Source organism: Microcella sp., assembly GCF_040286215.1.
In the GTDB taxonomy this organism is placed as follows: Bacteria; Actinomycetota; Actinomycetes; order Actinomycetales; family Microbacteriaceae; genus Microcella.
The window spans coordinates 1-15,336 of sequence record NZ_JAVKCK010000018.1 but is presented as its reverse complement, the minus strand read 5'-3'; the positions used below and the strand labels follow the sequence as shown (position 1 = coordinate 15,336).

The 15,336-nt window shown below is 66.3% G+C and carries 11 protein-coding genes; 6 read left to right on the top strand and 5 right to left on the bottom strand.

Features of this window, described 5'->3' with window-relative positions; translation table 11 throughout:
- Positions 1–140: 140 nt before the first annotated feature.
- Genes RJQ01_RS09470 through RJQ01_RS09460 form a run of 3 tightly spaced genes read left to right on the top strand, consistent with a single transcriptional unit; the run spans position 141 to position 3,855 of the window.
- On the top strand, positions 141–986 hold the full coding sequence (locus RJQ01_RS09470; RefSeq protein WP_350476495.1) for a response regulator transcription factor: 846 nt from the start codon (positions 141–143) through the stop codon (positions 984–986).
- Positions 935–2,647 (top strand): AAA family ATPase, encoded by a 1,713-nt coding sequence (locus RJQ01_RS09465; protein ID WP_350476494.1) that lies wholly within the window; start codon positions 935–937, stop codon positions 2,645–2,647. Before RJQ01_RS09470 ends, RJQ01_RS09465 begins: the two co-directional genes overlap by 52 nt.
- Positions 2,644–3,855, top strand: coding sequence for a hypothetical protein (locus tag RJQ01_RS09460; protein ID WP_350476493.1), 1,212 nt, complete (start codon positions 2,644–2,646; stop codon positions 3,853–3,855). Before RJQ01_RS09465 ends, RJQ01_RS09460 begins: the two co-directional genes overlap by 4 nt.
- A gap of 118 nt (positions 3,856–3,973) precedes the next feature.
- Here RJQ01_RS09460 and RJQ01_RS09455 read toward each other — a convergent pair whose 3' ends face one another.
- The 5 genes from RJQ01_RS09455 to RJQ01_RS09435 form a co-directional block, all read right to left on the bottom strand.
- Positions 3,974–5,239: a hypothetical protein gene (locus RJQ01_RS09455; protein ID WP_350476492.1), complete on the bottom strand. Its 1,266-nt coding sequence runs from the start codon at positions 5,237–5,239 to the stop codon at positions 3,974–3,976.
- Complete coding sequence (locus RJQ01_RS09450) at positions 5,214–8,600, bottom strand: hypothetical protein (RefSeq protein WP_350476491.1); 3,387 nt, start codon at positions 8,598–8,600, stop codon at positions 5,214–5,216. Before RJQ01_RS09450 ends, RJQ01_RS09455 begins: the two co-directional genes overlap by 26 nt.
- Positions 8,597–8,842 (bottom strand): hypothetical protein, encoded by a 246-nt coding sequence (locus RJQ01_RS09445; RefSeq protein WP_350476490.1) that lies wholly within the window; start codon positions 8,840–8,842, stop codon positions 8,597–8,599. The genes RJQ01_RS09450 and RJQ01_RS09445 overlap by 4 nt, the downstream gene beginning before the upstream one ends.
- A gap of 137 nt (positions 8,843–8,979) precedes the next feature.
- Positions 8,980–9,426 (bottom strand): hypothetical protein, encoded by a 447-nt coding sequence (locus RJQ01_RS09440; RefSeq protein WP_350476489.1) that lies wholly within the window; start codon positions 9,424–9,426, stop codon positions 8,980–8,982.
- Positions 9,427–9,557: 131 nt separating this feature from the next.
- Complete coding sequence (locus tag RJQ01_RS09435) at positions 9,558–9,767, bottom strand: hypothetical protein (protein WP_350476488.1); 210 nt, start codon at positions 9,765–9,767, stop codon at positions 9,558–9,560.
- 68 nt (positions 9,768–9,835) lie between these two features.
- Between RJQ01_RS09435 and RJQ01_RS09430 the strand changes: the two genes are divergently transcribed.
- The 3 genes from RJQ01_RS09430 to RJQ01_RS09420 form a co-directional block, all read left to right on the top strand.
- Positions 9,836–10,948 (top strand): hypothetical protein, encoded by a 1,113-nt coding sequence (locus RJQ01_RS09430; RefSeq protein WP_350476487.1) that lies wholly within the window; start codon positions 9,836–9,838, stop codon positions 10,946–10,948.
- 35 nt (positions 10,949–10,983) lie between these two features.
- On the top strand, positions 10,984–12,360 hold the full coding sequence (gene cas1, locus RJQ01_RS09425; RefSeq protein WP_350476486.1) for a CRISPR-associated endonuclease Cas1: 1,377 nt from the start codon (positions 10,984–10,986) through the stop codon (positions 12,358–12,360).
- 706 nt (positions 12,361–13,066) lie between these two features.
- Positions 13,067–15,336, top strand: a 2,270-nt coding sequence (locus RJQ01_RS09420; protein WP_350476485.1) for a hypothetical protein, incomplete at its 3' end; no start/stop codon positions are given.

Here is a 15,336-nt window from a genome sequence, read left to right as displayed (position 1 = left end):
CCCGGGCGGGCCGCGTGGTGTCCCGGCGCGCGCGCTGTGGTGGAGGCGGCGCCGGCCACGCTGGCGGCCGTCGGCGCCGGGCCACACCTCCGCGGGGTGCCGGCCCCCGATTCCTCCGCTACGAGCGACATTCGTTGCCGGTGAGGGGGGTGGAGACGGGCCGCCCGGCGCCTTCTGGGGATGCACGGCGGGCGCACGGGGCGTCCGCCACCGAGTGGGAGGACGGCGCGATGGTGGTGGTGGAGGAGGTCCCCGCGGTCCCCGCGGTGCTGGTGGTCGAGGACGACGCGCCCACGCGTACCTTCCTCGCCGAGAACCTGATCGCCGACCGGTTCGCGCCGATGTCGGCCACCTCGGCCGAGGAGGCGATGGCCGTGCTCGCCCGGTCGGCCCCCGACATCGCGGTCATCGACGCCGGCCTGCCCGGCGTCTCGGGTCTCGACCTGATCGACGCGATCCGGGCGGGCGGGGCGGGCGGGTGGAACCCGGCGATGCCGGTCCTCGTGATGTCCGGCAGCGCCGGCCCGCACGCGGCGGTGCGCGCGATGGAGCGAGGCGCCGACGACTTCGTGCCCAAGCCGTTCCACTACCCCGAGCTCCTGGCGCGCGTCGGTAACGCCCTGCGCCGCTCGCGGGGTGAGGCGGTGGGGGACGCCCTGCGCGTGGGGACGCTCAGCATCGACCGCCGCTCCCGTCGCGTCACGGTGTCCGGGCGGCTGGTGAGCCTCTCCGCGAAGGAGTACGGACTCCTCGTCGCGCTCGCCCGTGAGCCGCTGCGGGTCCACACCAAGGAGGAGCTCCTGCGCGACGTCTGGGGGTACCGGGGCGCGGCGCGTACGCGGACGGTCGACAGTCACGCCAGCCGGCTGCGTCTCAAGCTCGCCGAGGGCTCCTGCGGGGAGCGCTGGATCGGCAACGTCTGGGGGGTTAGGAGATGCCCCCCGAGACGACCGGCCCCGCCGTTACGGTTCTGGAAGTCCGCTTAGGCCGTAAGCGATCAAAGTCCGGTCGTGAGAGGGAAGGTGAGTGGAGATTGAGCGGCACCGCGAACCTCGACTGGGACTCAGACGCCGCGGGCTCCCCTGTGGAGGCCGAGAGGCCTGCGACGCATCTCATCTTGAAGTGGTCACCAAAGTTCGACCCCGAGACGATCGAGAAGCACGAGAGCGTTGCGGAGGCCATGGGCGCAGTCTGGTGGGGGCGCCGCGGGACGCCGGGTAAGTCCAGCCTCAGCCGCAAGAACTTCGAGACTTTCCAGCAGCAGATCGCCGAAGGCGTGCCGACCTTGGTCTTCCTTCATTCGGGTCCGGGCGGTACGTGGCGGACCCGAATGACCGGCATCGCGCTTGGTGAAGAGGCAGAGGACGTCGACCCTGAGCTGGTCCCGGACTACTACGACCCGCAGACCTACCACAGCCTCTGGGTACGACTCACAGACTTCACGCAGATCGAGCCACAAGAGGTTTGCGATGACTTCGTGCTGGCCCAGTCGTCCCAGGCCTCCAAGGAGGGGGCTCCAGTGACCGAGCAGACCCTCGGCACGCGGGGCCACGTCCTCATCCGCGCCAAAGAAGACTGGGACCCAGGAGAGCATCTCGAAGAGAACCCCGGGCTAGGAGACGTGCTCGTGCCGTTCGACGCGGCAGCGGTCGCTGCATCTGCTGAGCGACGAGGGCTTGTCCTCGACCCACGGATCTATCAGCAGCTGGTGGCGGCACTGCTGAGCGGCAAGCACATCATCCTGACCGGCCCACCTGGAACGGCGAAGACAACCCTTGCTGAAGCGGTCGGCGAGGCCGCCGCGGCGGCCGGTCTCTGTCGCGGCTACACCTTGACCACTGCCACGGCCGATTGGACGACCTACGAGACGATTGGCGGGCTGCGGCCGACCCCCTCGGGTGAGCTTGAATTCTCTGAGGGCCAGTTCCTTGCTGCGATCCGGGCCAAGAGGTGGCTTGTCATCGACGAGCTCAACCGGTCCAACTTCGACCGTGCCTTCGGCCAGCTGTTCACGGTGCTGTCTGGACAGTCGGTGGTGCTGCCCTACTCGCGACCGGGCCGGCCGGCCTCGGAGCCGCTGGCCCTTGTGCCCCAAGACTCCCAGGCACCATCGAATGGCCTCGATGTCCTGCCCATTCCGGGCTCGTGGCGCATCGTCGCGACGATGAACGTGTTCGACAAGACTCTCTTGTTCGAGATGTCGTTCGCCCTGATGAGGCGGTTCGCCTTCATCGAGGTCTCCTCTCCGAGCGACTCAGTCTTCGCGCAGCTCATCGAGGAGCAGGCGCGCGAGGCCCTTCCCGCTGAGCTGGCAAAGAAACTGCTGGTGCTCCGGCAGTTCAAGGATCTTGGCCCGGCCGTCTTCATGGACATCGCCCGCTTCCTGCGGCTCCGACTTGGCGATGAGCAAGCGGACCCGCGAGCGGTGCTCTTCGAGGCTTTCTACAGCTACCTGTTGCCGCAGTTCGAGGGCGTGAGTGCCAAGCAGGGCTATCTCCTCTACAAGACCCTGGTGTCCCTCGTCGGCGGTGAGGCGCGGGTGCGCGAGACGCTCAATGCCGTGCTCGGCCTGGACATCATGGCCCCGTCGGGCAAAGAGCCCGGGGACGACCTGGAGGACGACGAGCTCGACTCGGTCGACGAGTGAGATCCAAGGCCTGGATCCGATCAGAGGCGATCCAGCGACTGCGCGCAGACGTCTGGAGGGTCCTGAGCGAAGCCTCCCGCACCGACGACGATGTCGCGCTCGCGGCATCTGCTCTCCTGCAGATGCCTGCCAGCGACGTTCGGACGCTCGCCCAGTTGCAGTTTGTCCTCAGCGAGCCGGTCGGTCGCCTCTTGGACGACATGCCCCGCCTGATGCGCCGGCTGACGACGACGACCGTGCAGGAGACCGAGGCCGCGGCGGATCGAGTGCGCGGGCCGGTCCGGTGGGTGGAGACCTTCTCGGCTCGGGCGGTCTCCGGTCTCCCGCACATGTATGTCACGGCTCCTGCGCGACGGGCTTTTCATACACCCGAGAACGAGCTCCTGGCCTTCACGCTCGATGCCATCCTCGATGCGGGGCGCGCCACCCAATGGCACGTCTCGACACGACAGGGCGCAGGCGCTCAGGTCCGTCAGCGAGTGAGCGATGCCAGCAGGTGGCGCCACGCCCGTCCACTGGCTGACATATCGGGACTCGAGCCCTCGCCTCGCCGGCTGAGCCGTGTGCGCACCGGTCGGGCATCAAAGCGCTACGCGAGCGTCGTGGAGACGTGCGACCTGTACTTGGCGTTGCTGAAGCGACTCGATCGGGAGGCGATCCGCCAGGCGATCGAGGATCATGCACTGGTCGTCGCAAGCAACGACGCCCTGTTGGAGATCGAGTGCTTGTTTGCGCTCATCGACGGGCTCGTAGAAGTCGGCTGGAAGCGCCCCAGGCCGCGCCTGCTTCGCAATGCCCTGCTGTTCGAATCGCGCATGGGCGATCGGCGCCTCACACTCCACTACCAGAGCGCACCACAAGACCTGACCGCCGGCTCCCGCTATCGCAGCGTCCAAGACGCCCACGGGATTCCTGTCGGGCAACTGCGCCCCGACTTCGTGCTGACGACATCAGACTCGCAGGGAGTGCGGCGCATCGTGGTGGAGGTCAAGGGCGGCCCGAAGCGCCGCATCAGTGACTCCGCCCGAGCGGCCCTCTCTGATCTGTTGGCCTATCGCAGGGCATTCGGCCCGGCCCTTGGACCTCAGGGAGCCCCCTATGGCTTGGGTATCGCCTGGGGGGAACAGTTGGAGCCGTCGGACCAGAGCGAGATCCTTCTGTGCTCACCGGACACGGTCGGGCGGGCGCTCGCGCTACTCGACATCTAGGCCTGGGCGTGCGGCCGCGTCCTGCGGCTCCATTGATCAGCCTGTCCGACGCCTGGACCTCTGTGCTGCGCGCTCGATAGTCCCTGGGCCATTCGGGGGTCCCTGGCGCTTCTCGTGGCTACTGGCGGCCGGTGAGCCCCTCGGCTCTCGCGCACCTGTTGCCTGCCCACTCGCCGGCCTGCTGCCAGATGGCAGCGATGTGGAGCTCGTCGAGGAACTGGGCATAGGCGTCGCCGATCGGCTCGGCAAAGAGTGCGGCCATGCCGCAGTCGCCCGTGGGCCGGAGGAACTGTCGGTACATCAGCAACTGACCGATGGCAGCGCGCACCGCATCGGTTGCGTTCCCGCGGTAGAGGACCTTCGCCTCGACGATCCACTCACGCTCATCGCCCCGGATCACGAGATCGATCGGATGCTCCGCTGTCGATGCGCGGAGCCCATACTGCTGTGCCCACTCGCCGAACTCGCGCACCAGCTGCTCATGGCGGCGCGTCTTGACGATCTCGCCCCCGGCGATGTGGGCGCGGTAGTCGCTCGCATCCTTGGGCCGGAACTCTTCCAGAGCGCCCGCATGTTCATCTTTGCTCGGCAGAGCGAGTACGGGCCGCGGCGCCTCCAGCGTTCCGAACTGCAGGTGGAACATGCGCTTGTCATCGTCCCACCCAGCGACCCATGCTGGTCGTACCTGGCGCCACTGGTCGCGGTCTCCCTCCAAGATCGCGAAGATTGGGAGCCCGAGCTCGCCGGCCGCTTTGGTCGCGTTGACCTCCATCGCGTCGGTCGATGGGTTCTTGGTCTCCGGGTAGTGGTAGGTGATGCCCCGGGCTGACAGCTCATCCGGGTAATGCCGACCGGTGTGGCGGACGCTTACTGTCGCTCCCCGCTGATCACCGGTGGTCTCGCGGGTGCGCTTAAGGTCGGCAAATATCCCGCGGCCGGTGTTGTACATGCCGATGGAGCGCACGGTTCGAGCCGGAGCCGCGGCATGATCGGGTGCCTCGGGCTCGAGGAGCGACCACAGCTCGCGCCGGCGCTCGCGCTCGACGACCGACCCGGTGACAGCGCCCTTGAGGCGCAGGCTCGGTGGCTCGGCGATCGCTTCCACTCCAGGAAGAGAGGCGAGGACGGCTCCAGCAAAGGCGCTTCGATGCCCCAGCTGGTCCACGTTGATCGCGAGCTCGCCCTCGGACAGCAATCGGGCTGCGGCTGCTCGGATGTCGTCCAAGGCGACAGGCTGGCCTTCGGGGCTCCGTTCGGTCCCGACGATCACCGAGTCCGCGTCGATCGACAGGACATGGTTCTCTCGGTTCCGGCCGACTGTCCGCACCGAGCTGCCAACGAGCGAGCGCAGATACTGGTCAATGTCCAGGAGCGAAGGCGTCATGGTCGGTGATCATCTCCGAGGCGTCGGACGCCCCAGCAACAAACGGTTGGCGGCAGTTGGCGCTGCCTTCTCCCAGTGAGCTCCGCGTGCGATACGCGCGTTGGCGGCAGCGACTTCCGCAGTAGGTCTTTGGTCGCCCCGAGAGCGCGGTCCCGCACTGCAGGCACCGCTGGTGGGGTCTGGTGTCGAGGTAGCGGGCGCACGATTCAATGTCGCCAAGCGCGTCATCCGAACCTGCACACGCATCGCGTGCGAAGCGCCCCGCTGCCGCAGCGAGTCGACCGGTGGCGCCGGGGCGAGGGCGAGCCCTGCCAGCCCGAATCTCCTTCAGCGCGCTCGCACTCATGCTCGTCGTCTCCATCAGCTGTGCGAGCGGGATGGCACCGAGCACCGGCAGCACGATGTCATCCCAGACCTGCCCGAAGCGCCTGGAGCGTACGGTGTAGGTGGATTCGATCTCGGACCCATCAAGCACGAGCCCGTGTTGGACGTCGTCGAGCCGGTTGGACTCCTTGCCGATGTGGGAGATGGTCGCCGGACAGACGGAGCGTCGGCCGAGGAGGCCGCGGGCTGCAGGACCGCTCCCAGCGCCATCGGGCCCGGTTGCCTTGGCCTCCGGGTGGGCGAGGTAGGCGTCGAGCACCTGTCGGTAGCTCTTGACGGTGACGACGCGCTCGCCTACCCACTCGGTCGGATCCCCGGTTCTAATCGCGTAGTTGGGGCTCTTGGGGTCGAACCGGTTGCGCCAACCTAGGCTCGGCCACGCGCGTGGGTCACCTGAGTAGGGAGCAATCAGCAGGAAGCGTGCTGGGTCGACGCCAGCCGGATGGCCGAAGGCGGTGACTTGGGCGGCAAGCAGGAAGTTCGCCGGCTTGATCTGCTGCGAGTAGTCGCGGCCGCTGCCCCACGCAGCAAAGAGCCGATGGATTGACGGTGAGGAAACTGTCACGCGGCTGAGCGCTGGGCGGTCGAGCCAATCCGGATCCGGAGGGTTGCCCTGCGGCCCCGATGGGATCCCGTCGCGGGCCAGGAGGTGTCGCCATGCCTGATGGATCCAGGCGCGATCGGCGTCCTCGGGGTCGGTGGGGTTGAGCAGGTGGCCGAGTCCATGCTCGGAGGGTTTGCAGATCGCAACAGAGCCGTCGGGCTCGCGAGTGAACAGCACATAGCGTTTGGCGCTGATCGCGTAGGCCCACAGCGGGCGCTGTGTGTGCGTGCCCGGGTCGAAATTGTCGCCTTCGATCTTCAGGATCGATCCCGGGACAGCATCGGGGGCGTAGGGGTTGAGCGCCGCAAAGCGGTCGCGGATCTCCTCGACGCGAGCCCAGCTGAGGGCGGTGATCGCCGCCGTCCCGTCGAGCATCTCGGTGCCACCCGGGCAGGGCACCAGGCCGCGCTCGTGCTGAGCGACGATCGCCAGCGAATCGGTGTCGCACAACGCATAGTGGCCGCCGACCTCGCGCACTGATGCCTCAAGCATGCCGAGCATTAGTCGGGCCGCTCCGGTGATACAGGCGGCAAGCGGCGGGAAACAAAAGGCGCCGGGGGTCTCGGGGCGGGCAACGGTTGCGGTGAGAGGCTCGTCGGTCTGCCCGAAGACCTCGACCGTGTGCGCTTTTCCGCTTGCCTCCTGGGCGTTGAGCTCGGCGTAGATGCCGTACCCGCCCGAGTTGGCGAGCACCTTCAAGAAGGCTTGGAGCGCCTCGCGCTCGGGGTCTGAGAGGGCGGCGTACTCGCCGGCGCCGCGCCGTACACGGTGGCGCTCCTCGATGACCGATCGAAAGAAGTCCTCGCTGCGTGGGTCGATGTTGACCGCCCCACGCAGGCGTACCGGCTTGAGGCCTGATTGCGCGCCGACCGGAATGAGCCGTAGCGCGCGGTGAACCTTCGGGGCGGTGCCGCCGAGGATCTTCGCGGTCACACAGTCAGCAAGCGTGTACCAGCTCGACCCGGTTGAGTGCAGGTGGTTGAGCCCGATGCCCCATTCGCCTGCCGGGTCGCGATAACGGGCACGCACCGGAAGCGGCTCGCCGGCCGGCTCGATCTCGACCAGCACCAAGAGCTCTCGCCAGAGCTCCCGCTCGAAGCACCGCTCCAGATCGAGACTGGCAAGCAACCGGCGGACCTCGGCGGTGGCGTCGACCGTCTCGATGCGCTCCGCGGCCAGCAGTTGCCATGAGCCCATCAGGGCGTTGACGGTGGGATACATGGAGAGGAAATCGCAGAGCACAACCGGCACCGGGACGCGCCGGATCCGGCACTCGGCGCGCCCGCCGTAGTAGGCAGCCATGCCCTTGCCCAGGAGCTGTGGGTCAAGATCGGGCTGACGGACCAAGGGTGCCTGCAGGCCCATCGTGTCCAGATAGCCCTTGGCCAGTGTCGCGGGCGAGCGCACAGAGGTCACCGGTCGTGAAATTGGGTGGCGGCGGTACTCGGTGAGCGCCGCCTGACACAGCGATGCGGTCGCGGCGACATCTTCGCGGCAGTAGTCGATCAGCTCGGTGCTGATCACCCCAAGCGGAGCGTCGCGCTTGTGGTACGGCACCCCGAAGGCATCGCTGGCCGATTCCAGGCTGTGGCTGGCGTTGGTGAGCGCGAAGGCGAGGGTGCGCAGATCCAGGAAGTTGCCGCGAAACGCATACCGCGGATCCGCACGTCCGTCGGGTGAGTCCTCGGGGACCTGGTCGGCTCGGTCGATGCCGGCCGGCCGCGAGAACGACAGCTCGGCGCGTTTGGAGTCGATCATCCGCATCAGCAACCGCGGCCGAAAACGATTCTCGCGCCCATCATGCTCACAGAGTGGAAGCGAGAACCCACCGCGGAACCACCCTTTGGCCGCGCCGGCTCCAACCGCGAGACGCGACAGGTCAAACGGGAGGTTGAGGCCCACCACGAGGGCGCGCTGCTTGTAGGCCCGCCGCCAGAGGAGCTGGTCGACGAACTGTGAGCGCGTCAGGAGGGCCAGACGCCGGTACGCCGCTCGGGCGACATCCGAGCGATGTGCGGCCACGTACTGCGCCACCAAAGCATGGGCATCGGGGTCGGTACTGGCGAGGTCATCGGGGATGAGGATCCCCTCTTGGACCAGGAACGCAGGGTGGTCCGCGCCGGCCTCGTCGCGATAGAGGCGCCAGACGCCGACAAGCAGCCTCTGGGTCGGATCGATGGTGGTCTCGGTGTCAAGCACCAACGTGAGTTGTCCGCGCTCAGAGCGCCGGTAGCGGCGCCCAGGCTGCGCAGGTGACCTGTGGCGTGATCGACGGCGGCCTTCTGCGGCGCGCCACGATGTGGGTGGCGCCCAGGCGCGCAGGGCGATCTGGAGGTGCTCAGGGTGCGGCTCGGACGTGTGCGGGCGATTCATGGCAGTTCTCCTTCGTGGATGTGGGAGCGCCAGCCGGGCAGGCGCGCATCGAGCAGGCAGATCAGGTAGGTCAGGGTGTCGGCGCAGCGGATCAGGTAGTCCGACACGGCCCCCAGCCAGGCGACATCCCCGACACCCGCCACACGCGCGAAGAGGGTCCCCAGGCAGCGCAGGCCCTCGGCGATCGACTCTCCCGGGGCGCGCAGCGGCGAGTGGCGCAGATCGCAACCGGCGTCCGCCATGTCGTCGTGGATCAGGCGGTGATGGGCCAGGCACAGATCGACGACAAGCTCACAGTCGTGCGCTCTTCCCGCAGCGTGATGGGCCTCGGTGGGCCGAGCGCCGCAGAGCGCACACCCTCCTGCGGCGCGCGGGTCCATCAGGCGACCTGCGCGTAGATCGATTCGAAGCCGAACAGCTCCCCGGCCCGGACCAACTCCTTGATGCGCTCAAGGTCGGTGAGCAGCTCAACGCCGCCCACCCGAGCGCCCCGCAGGCGGCGCAGTCCCGATGAGTCGTCGTCTGCAAGAAACGCGTCGAGCGCCTGCCAATGGCGACCGACTCTCGAGGCCGCTCGCGAGCCACGAACATCAACCGTCGCTCGGCCGTCCCAGCTGACGACATGCATGCGCCGGTACAGCCGATCCACGGGGCGTGCCTGGGTGCGGCGGCCGGTCGCAGAAAGCGCATCCGCCGCCCAGCGGCGCACGGTCGAGGGGGTCGTGTTGGCGCGACGCGTGGCCTCGGTGAGCGACAGACCCTCGGAGCGCATCCGCGCCACGGCCTCCAGCGCCCGAGCGCGCGCCTCACGCTCAGAGACCGTCAAGCCCTCAAGGTCGCGTGCGCTACGGACCCGGCGCGGGTCGATCCGCTTGGCCCAATAGGAGGCATAGCCCTGAGCCCGGGCGCGCTCTTGCCGGCGGCGGTACTCGGCCGCATAGTCGCGCCCTCGGGCCATCACTGGCCGCCCGCTCGGTCCGACCGCTCGCCTGTCGCCTGGTCGAACGTTTCCCGCAGCGCGCGCTCAACCAGAAGCGGCAGGTAACAGGCAATCAGCTCCTCCACGACACGCGAAGGGCTGAGCCCGCGACGCGTCGCCTCAGCGTCGATCGCCGAGCGCATCCCCGCGGTGATCCGCCAGGTGACCGTTGTTCGAGGGACTGCCATGCGAGCAACCTGGCAGGCGCCCCGAGTCCAATCTGACGCGCCTGGCGGGTAGTTCTAAGATCGTGACTGTGTCCACACGCACTCCGAGCGCGGCGGCCAGCGCCCTGATCGAGGCCTGTGCCGAGGCGGGCGAGGTCGTCTCGGCCCGTCAGATCGAGCGCTGGCGTCAGCTGGACCTTCTGCCACGACCAGCCCGGCGCGGCCTCGGACGTGGCAAGGGCTCAGCCTCGGCATACCCAGTCGAGGCGACCGAGCTCGCCACCGCGATCGCCTCACGAATTCGAGCCGGAGAGCGCCTCGACTTCATGGGACTCCTGCTGTTCGTGGAGAGGCTGCCGGTACCTGAGGCGGGGATCCGCCGAGCACTGACTGAGCTAATCCGCGAGATGGGAGGCCGGCTTGCCGCCGACGACGGATCCGAGGATCACTTCGCCCGGGCCGAAGACACTGCCACCAGGACTCGGCGAGACCTGGTCCGCCGCCCACATTGGCGTGAGCGCAGACGACGTCTCCGCGGTCTGCCCGAGACAGCCGACAGCGTCTTTGGCAGTGTCATCACCAACCTCGGGCGCATCGTCTTGGGGGACCAACCACCAGGGGAAGCTCTCGGCGAAATCGCACGAGCTTTCGGCTACTCGACTACACAACGACCCCCAGGCGGGGATGGAGCGCAGATCGACCTCCGCGTCTTCGATGAGCACCTTGGGTCCCTCACACTCGACGGTCTGAGCAGAGCCGCGCGCACCATCCCGTTGCCGCGTCTCGTTGCGGCTCGTGACTGCGTACTCGCCTTCAGTGGTCCACCCGATGAGCCTGCCGACATAACCGCGCTGCTGTGCACCGCAGTCCGCGAGGCGGGCTACCTCGCGCCTGTCCAAGTGTCGAAGGACCAGATCGTGATCGGGATCTCGGCCCTCACGCTTGCACACTTGGGGCAAGATCTCCCGGCCTCCGAACCTGCTGTGGCGAGTCTTGATGCCGGCGCCACCTACATCCGGGCACTGCGGCGGTTGAGGCGATCGATCAGCGACGACGAACTGCGCGTTGTCCTGCGAGGGGGACACGACGCCCCACCCACGGCCGCAGAGACAAGGGAGCGTCTCGCCGCGCTCCTACAGCAACACTTTTCCGAGCACCGAAGTGACGCACAGATCCTACTCGACGACCAGCGCGGCGGATAGAATCCGCAGATGGGAGCGCTCTCGGAAGGCGTGTTGTGAGCGGCGCAGTTGATGAACGTCGGCGCGCGCGCTATGCGACCACGAAGAAGGTGGACCGGCCCGCCAGCCCGCTCTGGACCAAGGCCCAACTCGCCAAGAGCAATGATCTGGGCCTTCACATCGCCACGGGCCACGGCATCCGCCTCGCCGTTGAGCGCGGGCATCTGATCGTCGAAGACGGTGTAGCCGATGAGCGCCGCCGGGTGCGCTTCAACCGTGCCACCTCCCGTCTGAAGCGCCTCGTGGTGATCGGCCACTCAGGGTCGGTCAGCCTCGACGCCCTGCGTTGGATCACTGACGTCGGTGCCGTGTTCGTTCAAGTCGACCACGACTCCAACCTGGTGACCATGAGCGCGCCGGCACGTCACCACGACCCCAAGCTCCGCCGCGCCCAAGCGCTGGCCACAGACTCGGAGACTGGGCGGCAGATCATGATCGATCTCCTGTCGACCAAGCTGGAGCGCCAAGCGACCCTATGCGATCGGATAGAAGAGATCACCGGGATCATCGGTCAATCCGAAATCATCCGCAGAGAGAAGACAAAGCTCGACAGCCTCGCAACCACGAAGGAACTGCGCCACCGGGAAGCGACTGCCGCGCAGGCCTATTGGCGCGCTTGGGCGAAGGTACCGGTCACGTTCTCAGGAGCCGATGCGGCCGGCGTCCCCGACCACTGGCGAATCGTCGGCCCACGAACATCGCAGCTGGATGGTCAGTGGTCCAGGCGGGCGATCTCCCCCGTGCACGCCATGCTCAACTACCTCTATGCGATCCTGGAAGTGGAGGCGACGATCGCGTGCCACTCAGTTGGGCTAGATCCGAGCATCGGAATTCTCCACGCCGACGAGCGCTACCGAGCCTCAATGGCAGCAGATCTGATGGAGCCCCTGCGCACGCATGCAGACGAGGTCGTGCTTACCTTCATCGCCCGCCGCTCGCTCCACACTGGCGACTGGGCCGAGACCGCAGATGGGACCTGCCGGTTGCTGGAGGCCTTAGCCCGAGAGCTGAGTGGTTATGCCCCCGCGTTTCTCGCATCCGCCCTTCAATGGGGCCAGGGGGTCGCCGCTACTCTACGGGCACGCCCGGGAGGACTAACAGTGTCAGAAGAACACCCGCAATCGCGCGCGTCAGCCCCAGCGTTGGGCGATCCTCTTCATGACAGGCCAACGTGGGACGCGGTCGTTCTTCCAAGGTTGCGAGGCATGGCACCGAAGGAGATCTCCGACATAACAGGCATCAGCCTGACAAGCGTCAAAGAGATCCGATCCGGAAAGACCTATCCACGTCTCAGCAATCGCCGGATGCTGCGAGATCTAATAGAGCGAAGAGCCAACCCCTCACCAGGTGTGCACACCCTCGGCTTCTTATAATGCACTCGATGCCTGATCCGGGACTCATTCAGGCTGCTGCCGCGACGCCGCCCCCTCAGGAGCGGGGCGCCACGTTTCCCATGTCTCGCGATCAGGTTGCCTTGGCGGACGCGTTGCGTGACGTAGCGCCAGTCTTGGACAAGTATTACCGAGGGGCCTTGACTGTGCTCCACGACGAGGGCAACGCTGACCGCTTGGCCCTCTGTGCACATGGCGTTAGAGAGCTGATCGAGAAGCTCCCCGCGCACCGAAGCCTGCCGAGTCGCGCAGGAATAAATCTCGGGACAGAGGTCGCCAACCTATCGCCCTTCTGGTCAAGAGCTGAGGAGCAATCAGCGTGCCACACGAGTGGAGACTGGATTGGCACTATCGATCCATCACTCCGCAAAGTGTTAAAACGCCTATCTAAGTTCTTCAATAGATATCACACAAATCGCGGGCCGCGAACAGAAGAGGCGCGAACTCTCCTTCGAGATCTCGATCGTTACTCCACCCCACTCCCAAAGGCGGTCGAGGAGTTGCGCGTCGCGGAATGGCTGCAACACCGTGAGTACTTCACAGGAGTCTCTCATCACAAACAAACGGATGAGGTGACGTTTTGTAGTCAACTCCAATCTCTTGAGGCTCTTCTCATCGATTGGCTTTTGCCTCGCACGTTTGAAGATCGTTCGGTGCTCGACGCCCTAATTCGAGAGGGCGAGGGAAGATGATTACGCCCGATCTCGTTGATCGCGTGCTGAATGCCATCAAGCGAGGGTCGGACTATGCGTACTTCTTCTCTCAGCTGGACTCCCCCGACTGGATCGCTCCCCTTGGGCAGAAGGGGGTCTTCTCGGATCCACCACCTCCAGTGGACGATCAGGAGGGATACGCAGTGGCCCCTCTGTGGCCAGCCTCTGAGTACCTGGCGCGCATGGCTCCGCGGGCGCCGGAGGACGTCCTACGTGCCCTTGAGAATGTTCCCGTAGTTCGGAATCCCCATGTCTTGCGCGACATCTTGACTGCCGGCCTGAAGATGCCGCCTGAGGTCGGTGCGTCACTTGCCGACACGATCGTTTCCTGGACTTCGGTAGTGGGCCTGAGTGCGAATGCTGACGACCTGGCAGAGTTCGTTTGCCGACTTTTCCAGGGGGGGCAGGCACGCACTGGACTCAGGCTTATGCGGGTCATCGTCGCGGTAAGTCAAGCCGAATACGGGGACGATGAGCCACTCTTCGCGGTTCCCCGGGTGGAGTCCGCGGCGGGGTTGGGTCGGTGGGACTACCAGGACGCCCTGGAGAAATTGCTTGCGGGGGCGCACGGCGACACATTGGATCAGGCCCTTGGCGTCGTCATCGAGACGCTCGACATAGCTCTGCGGGCTGAGGTTAGCGGGGGTGTCGATGCTCCCGGGCGCGATTACTCGGAGTACTGGCGACCGACCCTGCGCGCGTCACGCGCGGAGGAGTACACGGACATCAAGAAGGCGCTCGTTGGGGCCCTCCTTCGCCATGGAGAGCGCCTGACCCAAGAAGACCCCCAGCGACTTCATGAGTTTGTTGCCTGCCTCGAACGACCCGGCTGGGACATCCTCCAGCGACTCGCTCTCCGACTCATTGCACAGTGCGACCATCGAGCCGTGGATCTTGCGAGACCGCGCTTGACCAACCCCTCGCTCTTCGGGAACCCGCGAATAGAGGCGGAGTACGCCGAACTGGCGGAGCGATTTGGCTCCGATTTAGAGACAGGCGAACTCGCCGCCGTTCTCGACTGGGTCAAGAACGGCCCGCCCAATCTCAGCCAGTGGGCCGAACGGGAGAAAGGCGAGACTGGCGAAGATCCGGCTACGGAGTCTGTGGACGCGCACGCCTGGGCTTGGAGGCTCCGGCGCCTCCTACCGTTCCGAGAGGTCCTCCCGGCGGAGTGGTCAGAGCAGTTTGACGAATGGGAGCGGCGTCTTGGATCACCGGTGGATCCAAGAGATCCGAGCCCCGTCGTCACATCCTGGGTGGGTCCGACGAGCCCATTCAGCGCCGACGATCTCAGTGCTCTGAGCGCGGACGAGGCGCTCAAGAGCGCGATCTCCTGGAAGCCATCTGCTGACAGATGGGCGCCCTCTCAAGAAGGCCTCGGAAGGGCGCTCAGGGAGGACGTCGCCCGCCGGCCAGCTCAGTACTCTCGGCACGCCGAACTTCTTTGCGGTGCGGAACCCACTCTGGTGGACCACGTTCTCAGCGGGCTAGCGGAAGGTGCGAAGGCAGGAGTCTCACTCGACTGGCCCGCTGTGCTCGGACTCTGCAACTGGCTCTTCGTATCCCCGCGCTCCGACGACGAGGAGGGATGTTGGCGCAGAGCTCACGAGGCAGCGGGGCACTTCGTTCGAACCGTCTTGAGCAGGGGTCCAGGTCTTGTGCCCTTGACGCTTCGCGGCGAGGTTTGGTCGTTGATCGAAGGGCTCTGCGAATCGCCGGACCCCGACGATGCCCGGGATCGGAGCGACGCGGAGAGTGGCTGGGATCCCCCCCATACCGCACTGAATAGCGTCCGCGGAGTGGGGCTCCAAGCCGCGATTCAGTATGGCCTGTGGCTGATGAACAGCCTGCGCCCCGGTGAGAATAAGAACCCCGACGGGTTCGGTATCGCCCCCGAGCTTCGTGACCTCTTGGAGAGGCACTTAGATCTCGCGGTGGAAGCGTCGATCGCCGTTCGATCCGTCTATGGACAGTACTTTCCCTGGCTTGTTCTCCTCGATGGGAAGTGGGCGTCCGAGGCGCGCGGGGCCATCTTCTCGCGCAGTGACGATCGCCCGGAGTACCGTCGCGCGGCGTGGGGAGCATTCCTGGACTTCAATGAGGCGTACCGGGACGTTTTCGCGATGTTGAAAGACGAGTATCAGCAAGCGATTAGTGATCTGCCGCTCAAGGCAAGAGATCAGCCATTCGGCAGGCCCCCCACTGATGAGCAGCTCTTGCGCCACCTCATGGTTATGCACTACAG

What these genes read in the sequence shown, in the direction of transcription:
- RJQ01_RS09465 (WP_350476494.1), top strand. Translation starts at nt 935, where the DNA reads ATGCCCCCCGAGACGACCGGCCCCGCCGTTACGGTTCTGGAAGTCCGC.
- RJQ01_RS09455 (WP_350476492.1), bottom strand. Translation starts at nt 5,239, where the DNA reads ATGACGCCTTCGCTCCTGGACATTGACCAGTATCTGCGCTCGCTCGTT.
- RJQ01_RS09450 (WP_350476491.1), bottom strand. Translation starts at nt 8,600, where the DNA reads ATGAATCGCCCGCACACGTCCGAGCCGCACCCTGAGCACCTCCAGATC.
- RJQ01_RS09445 (WP_350476490.1), bottom strand. Translation starts at nt 8,842, where the DNA reads ATGGCGGACGCCGGTTGCGATCTGCGCCACTCGCCGCTGCGCGCCCCG.
- RJQ01_RS09435 (WP_350476488.1), bottom strand. Translation starts at nt 9,767, where the DNA reads ATGGCAGTCCCTCGAACAACGGTCACCTGGCGGATCACCGCGGGGATG.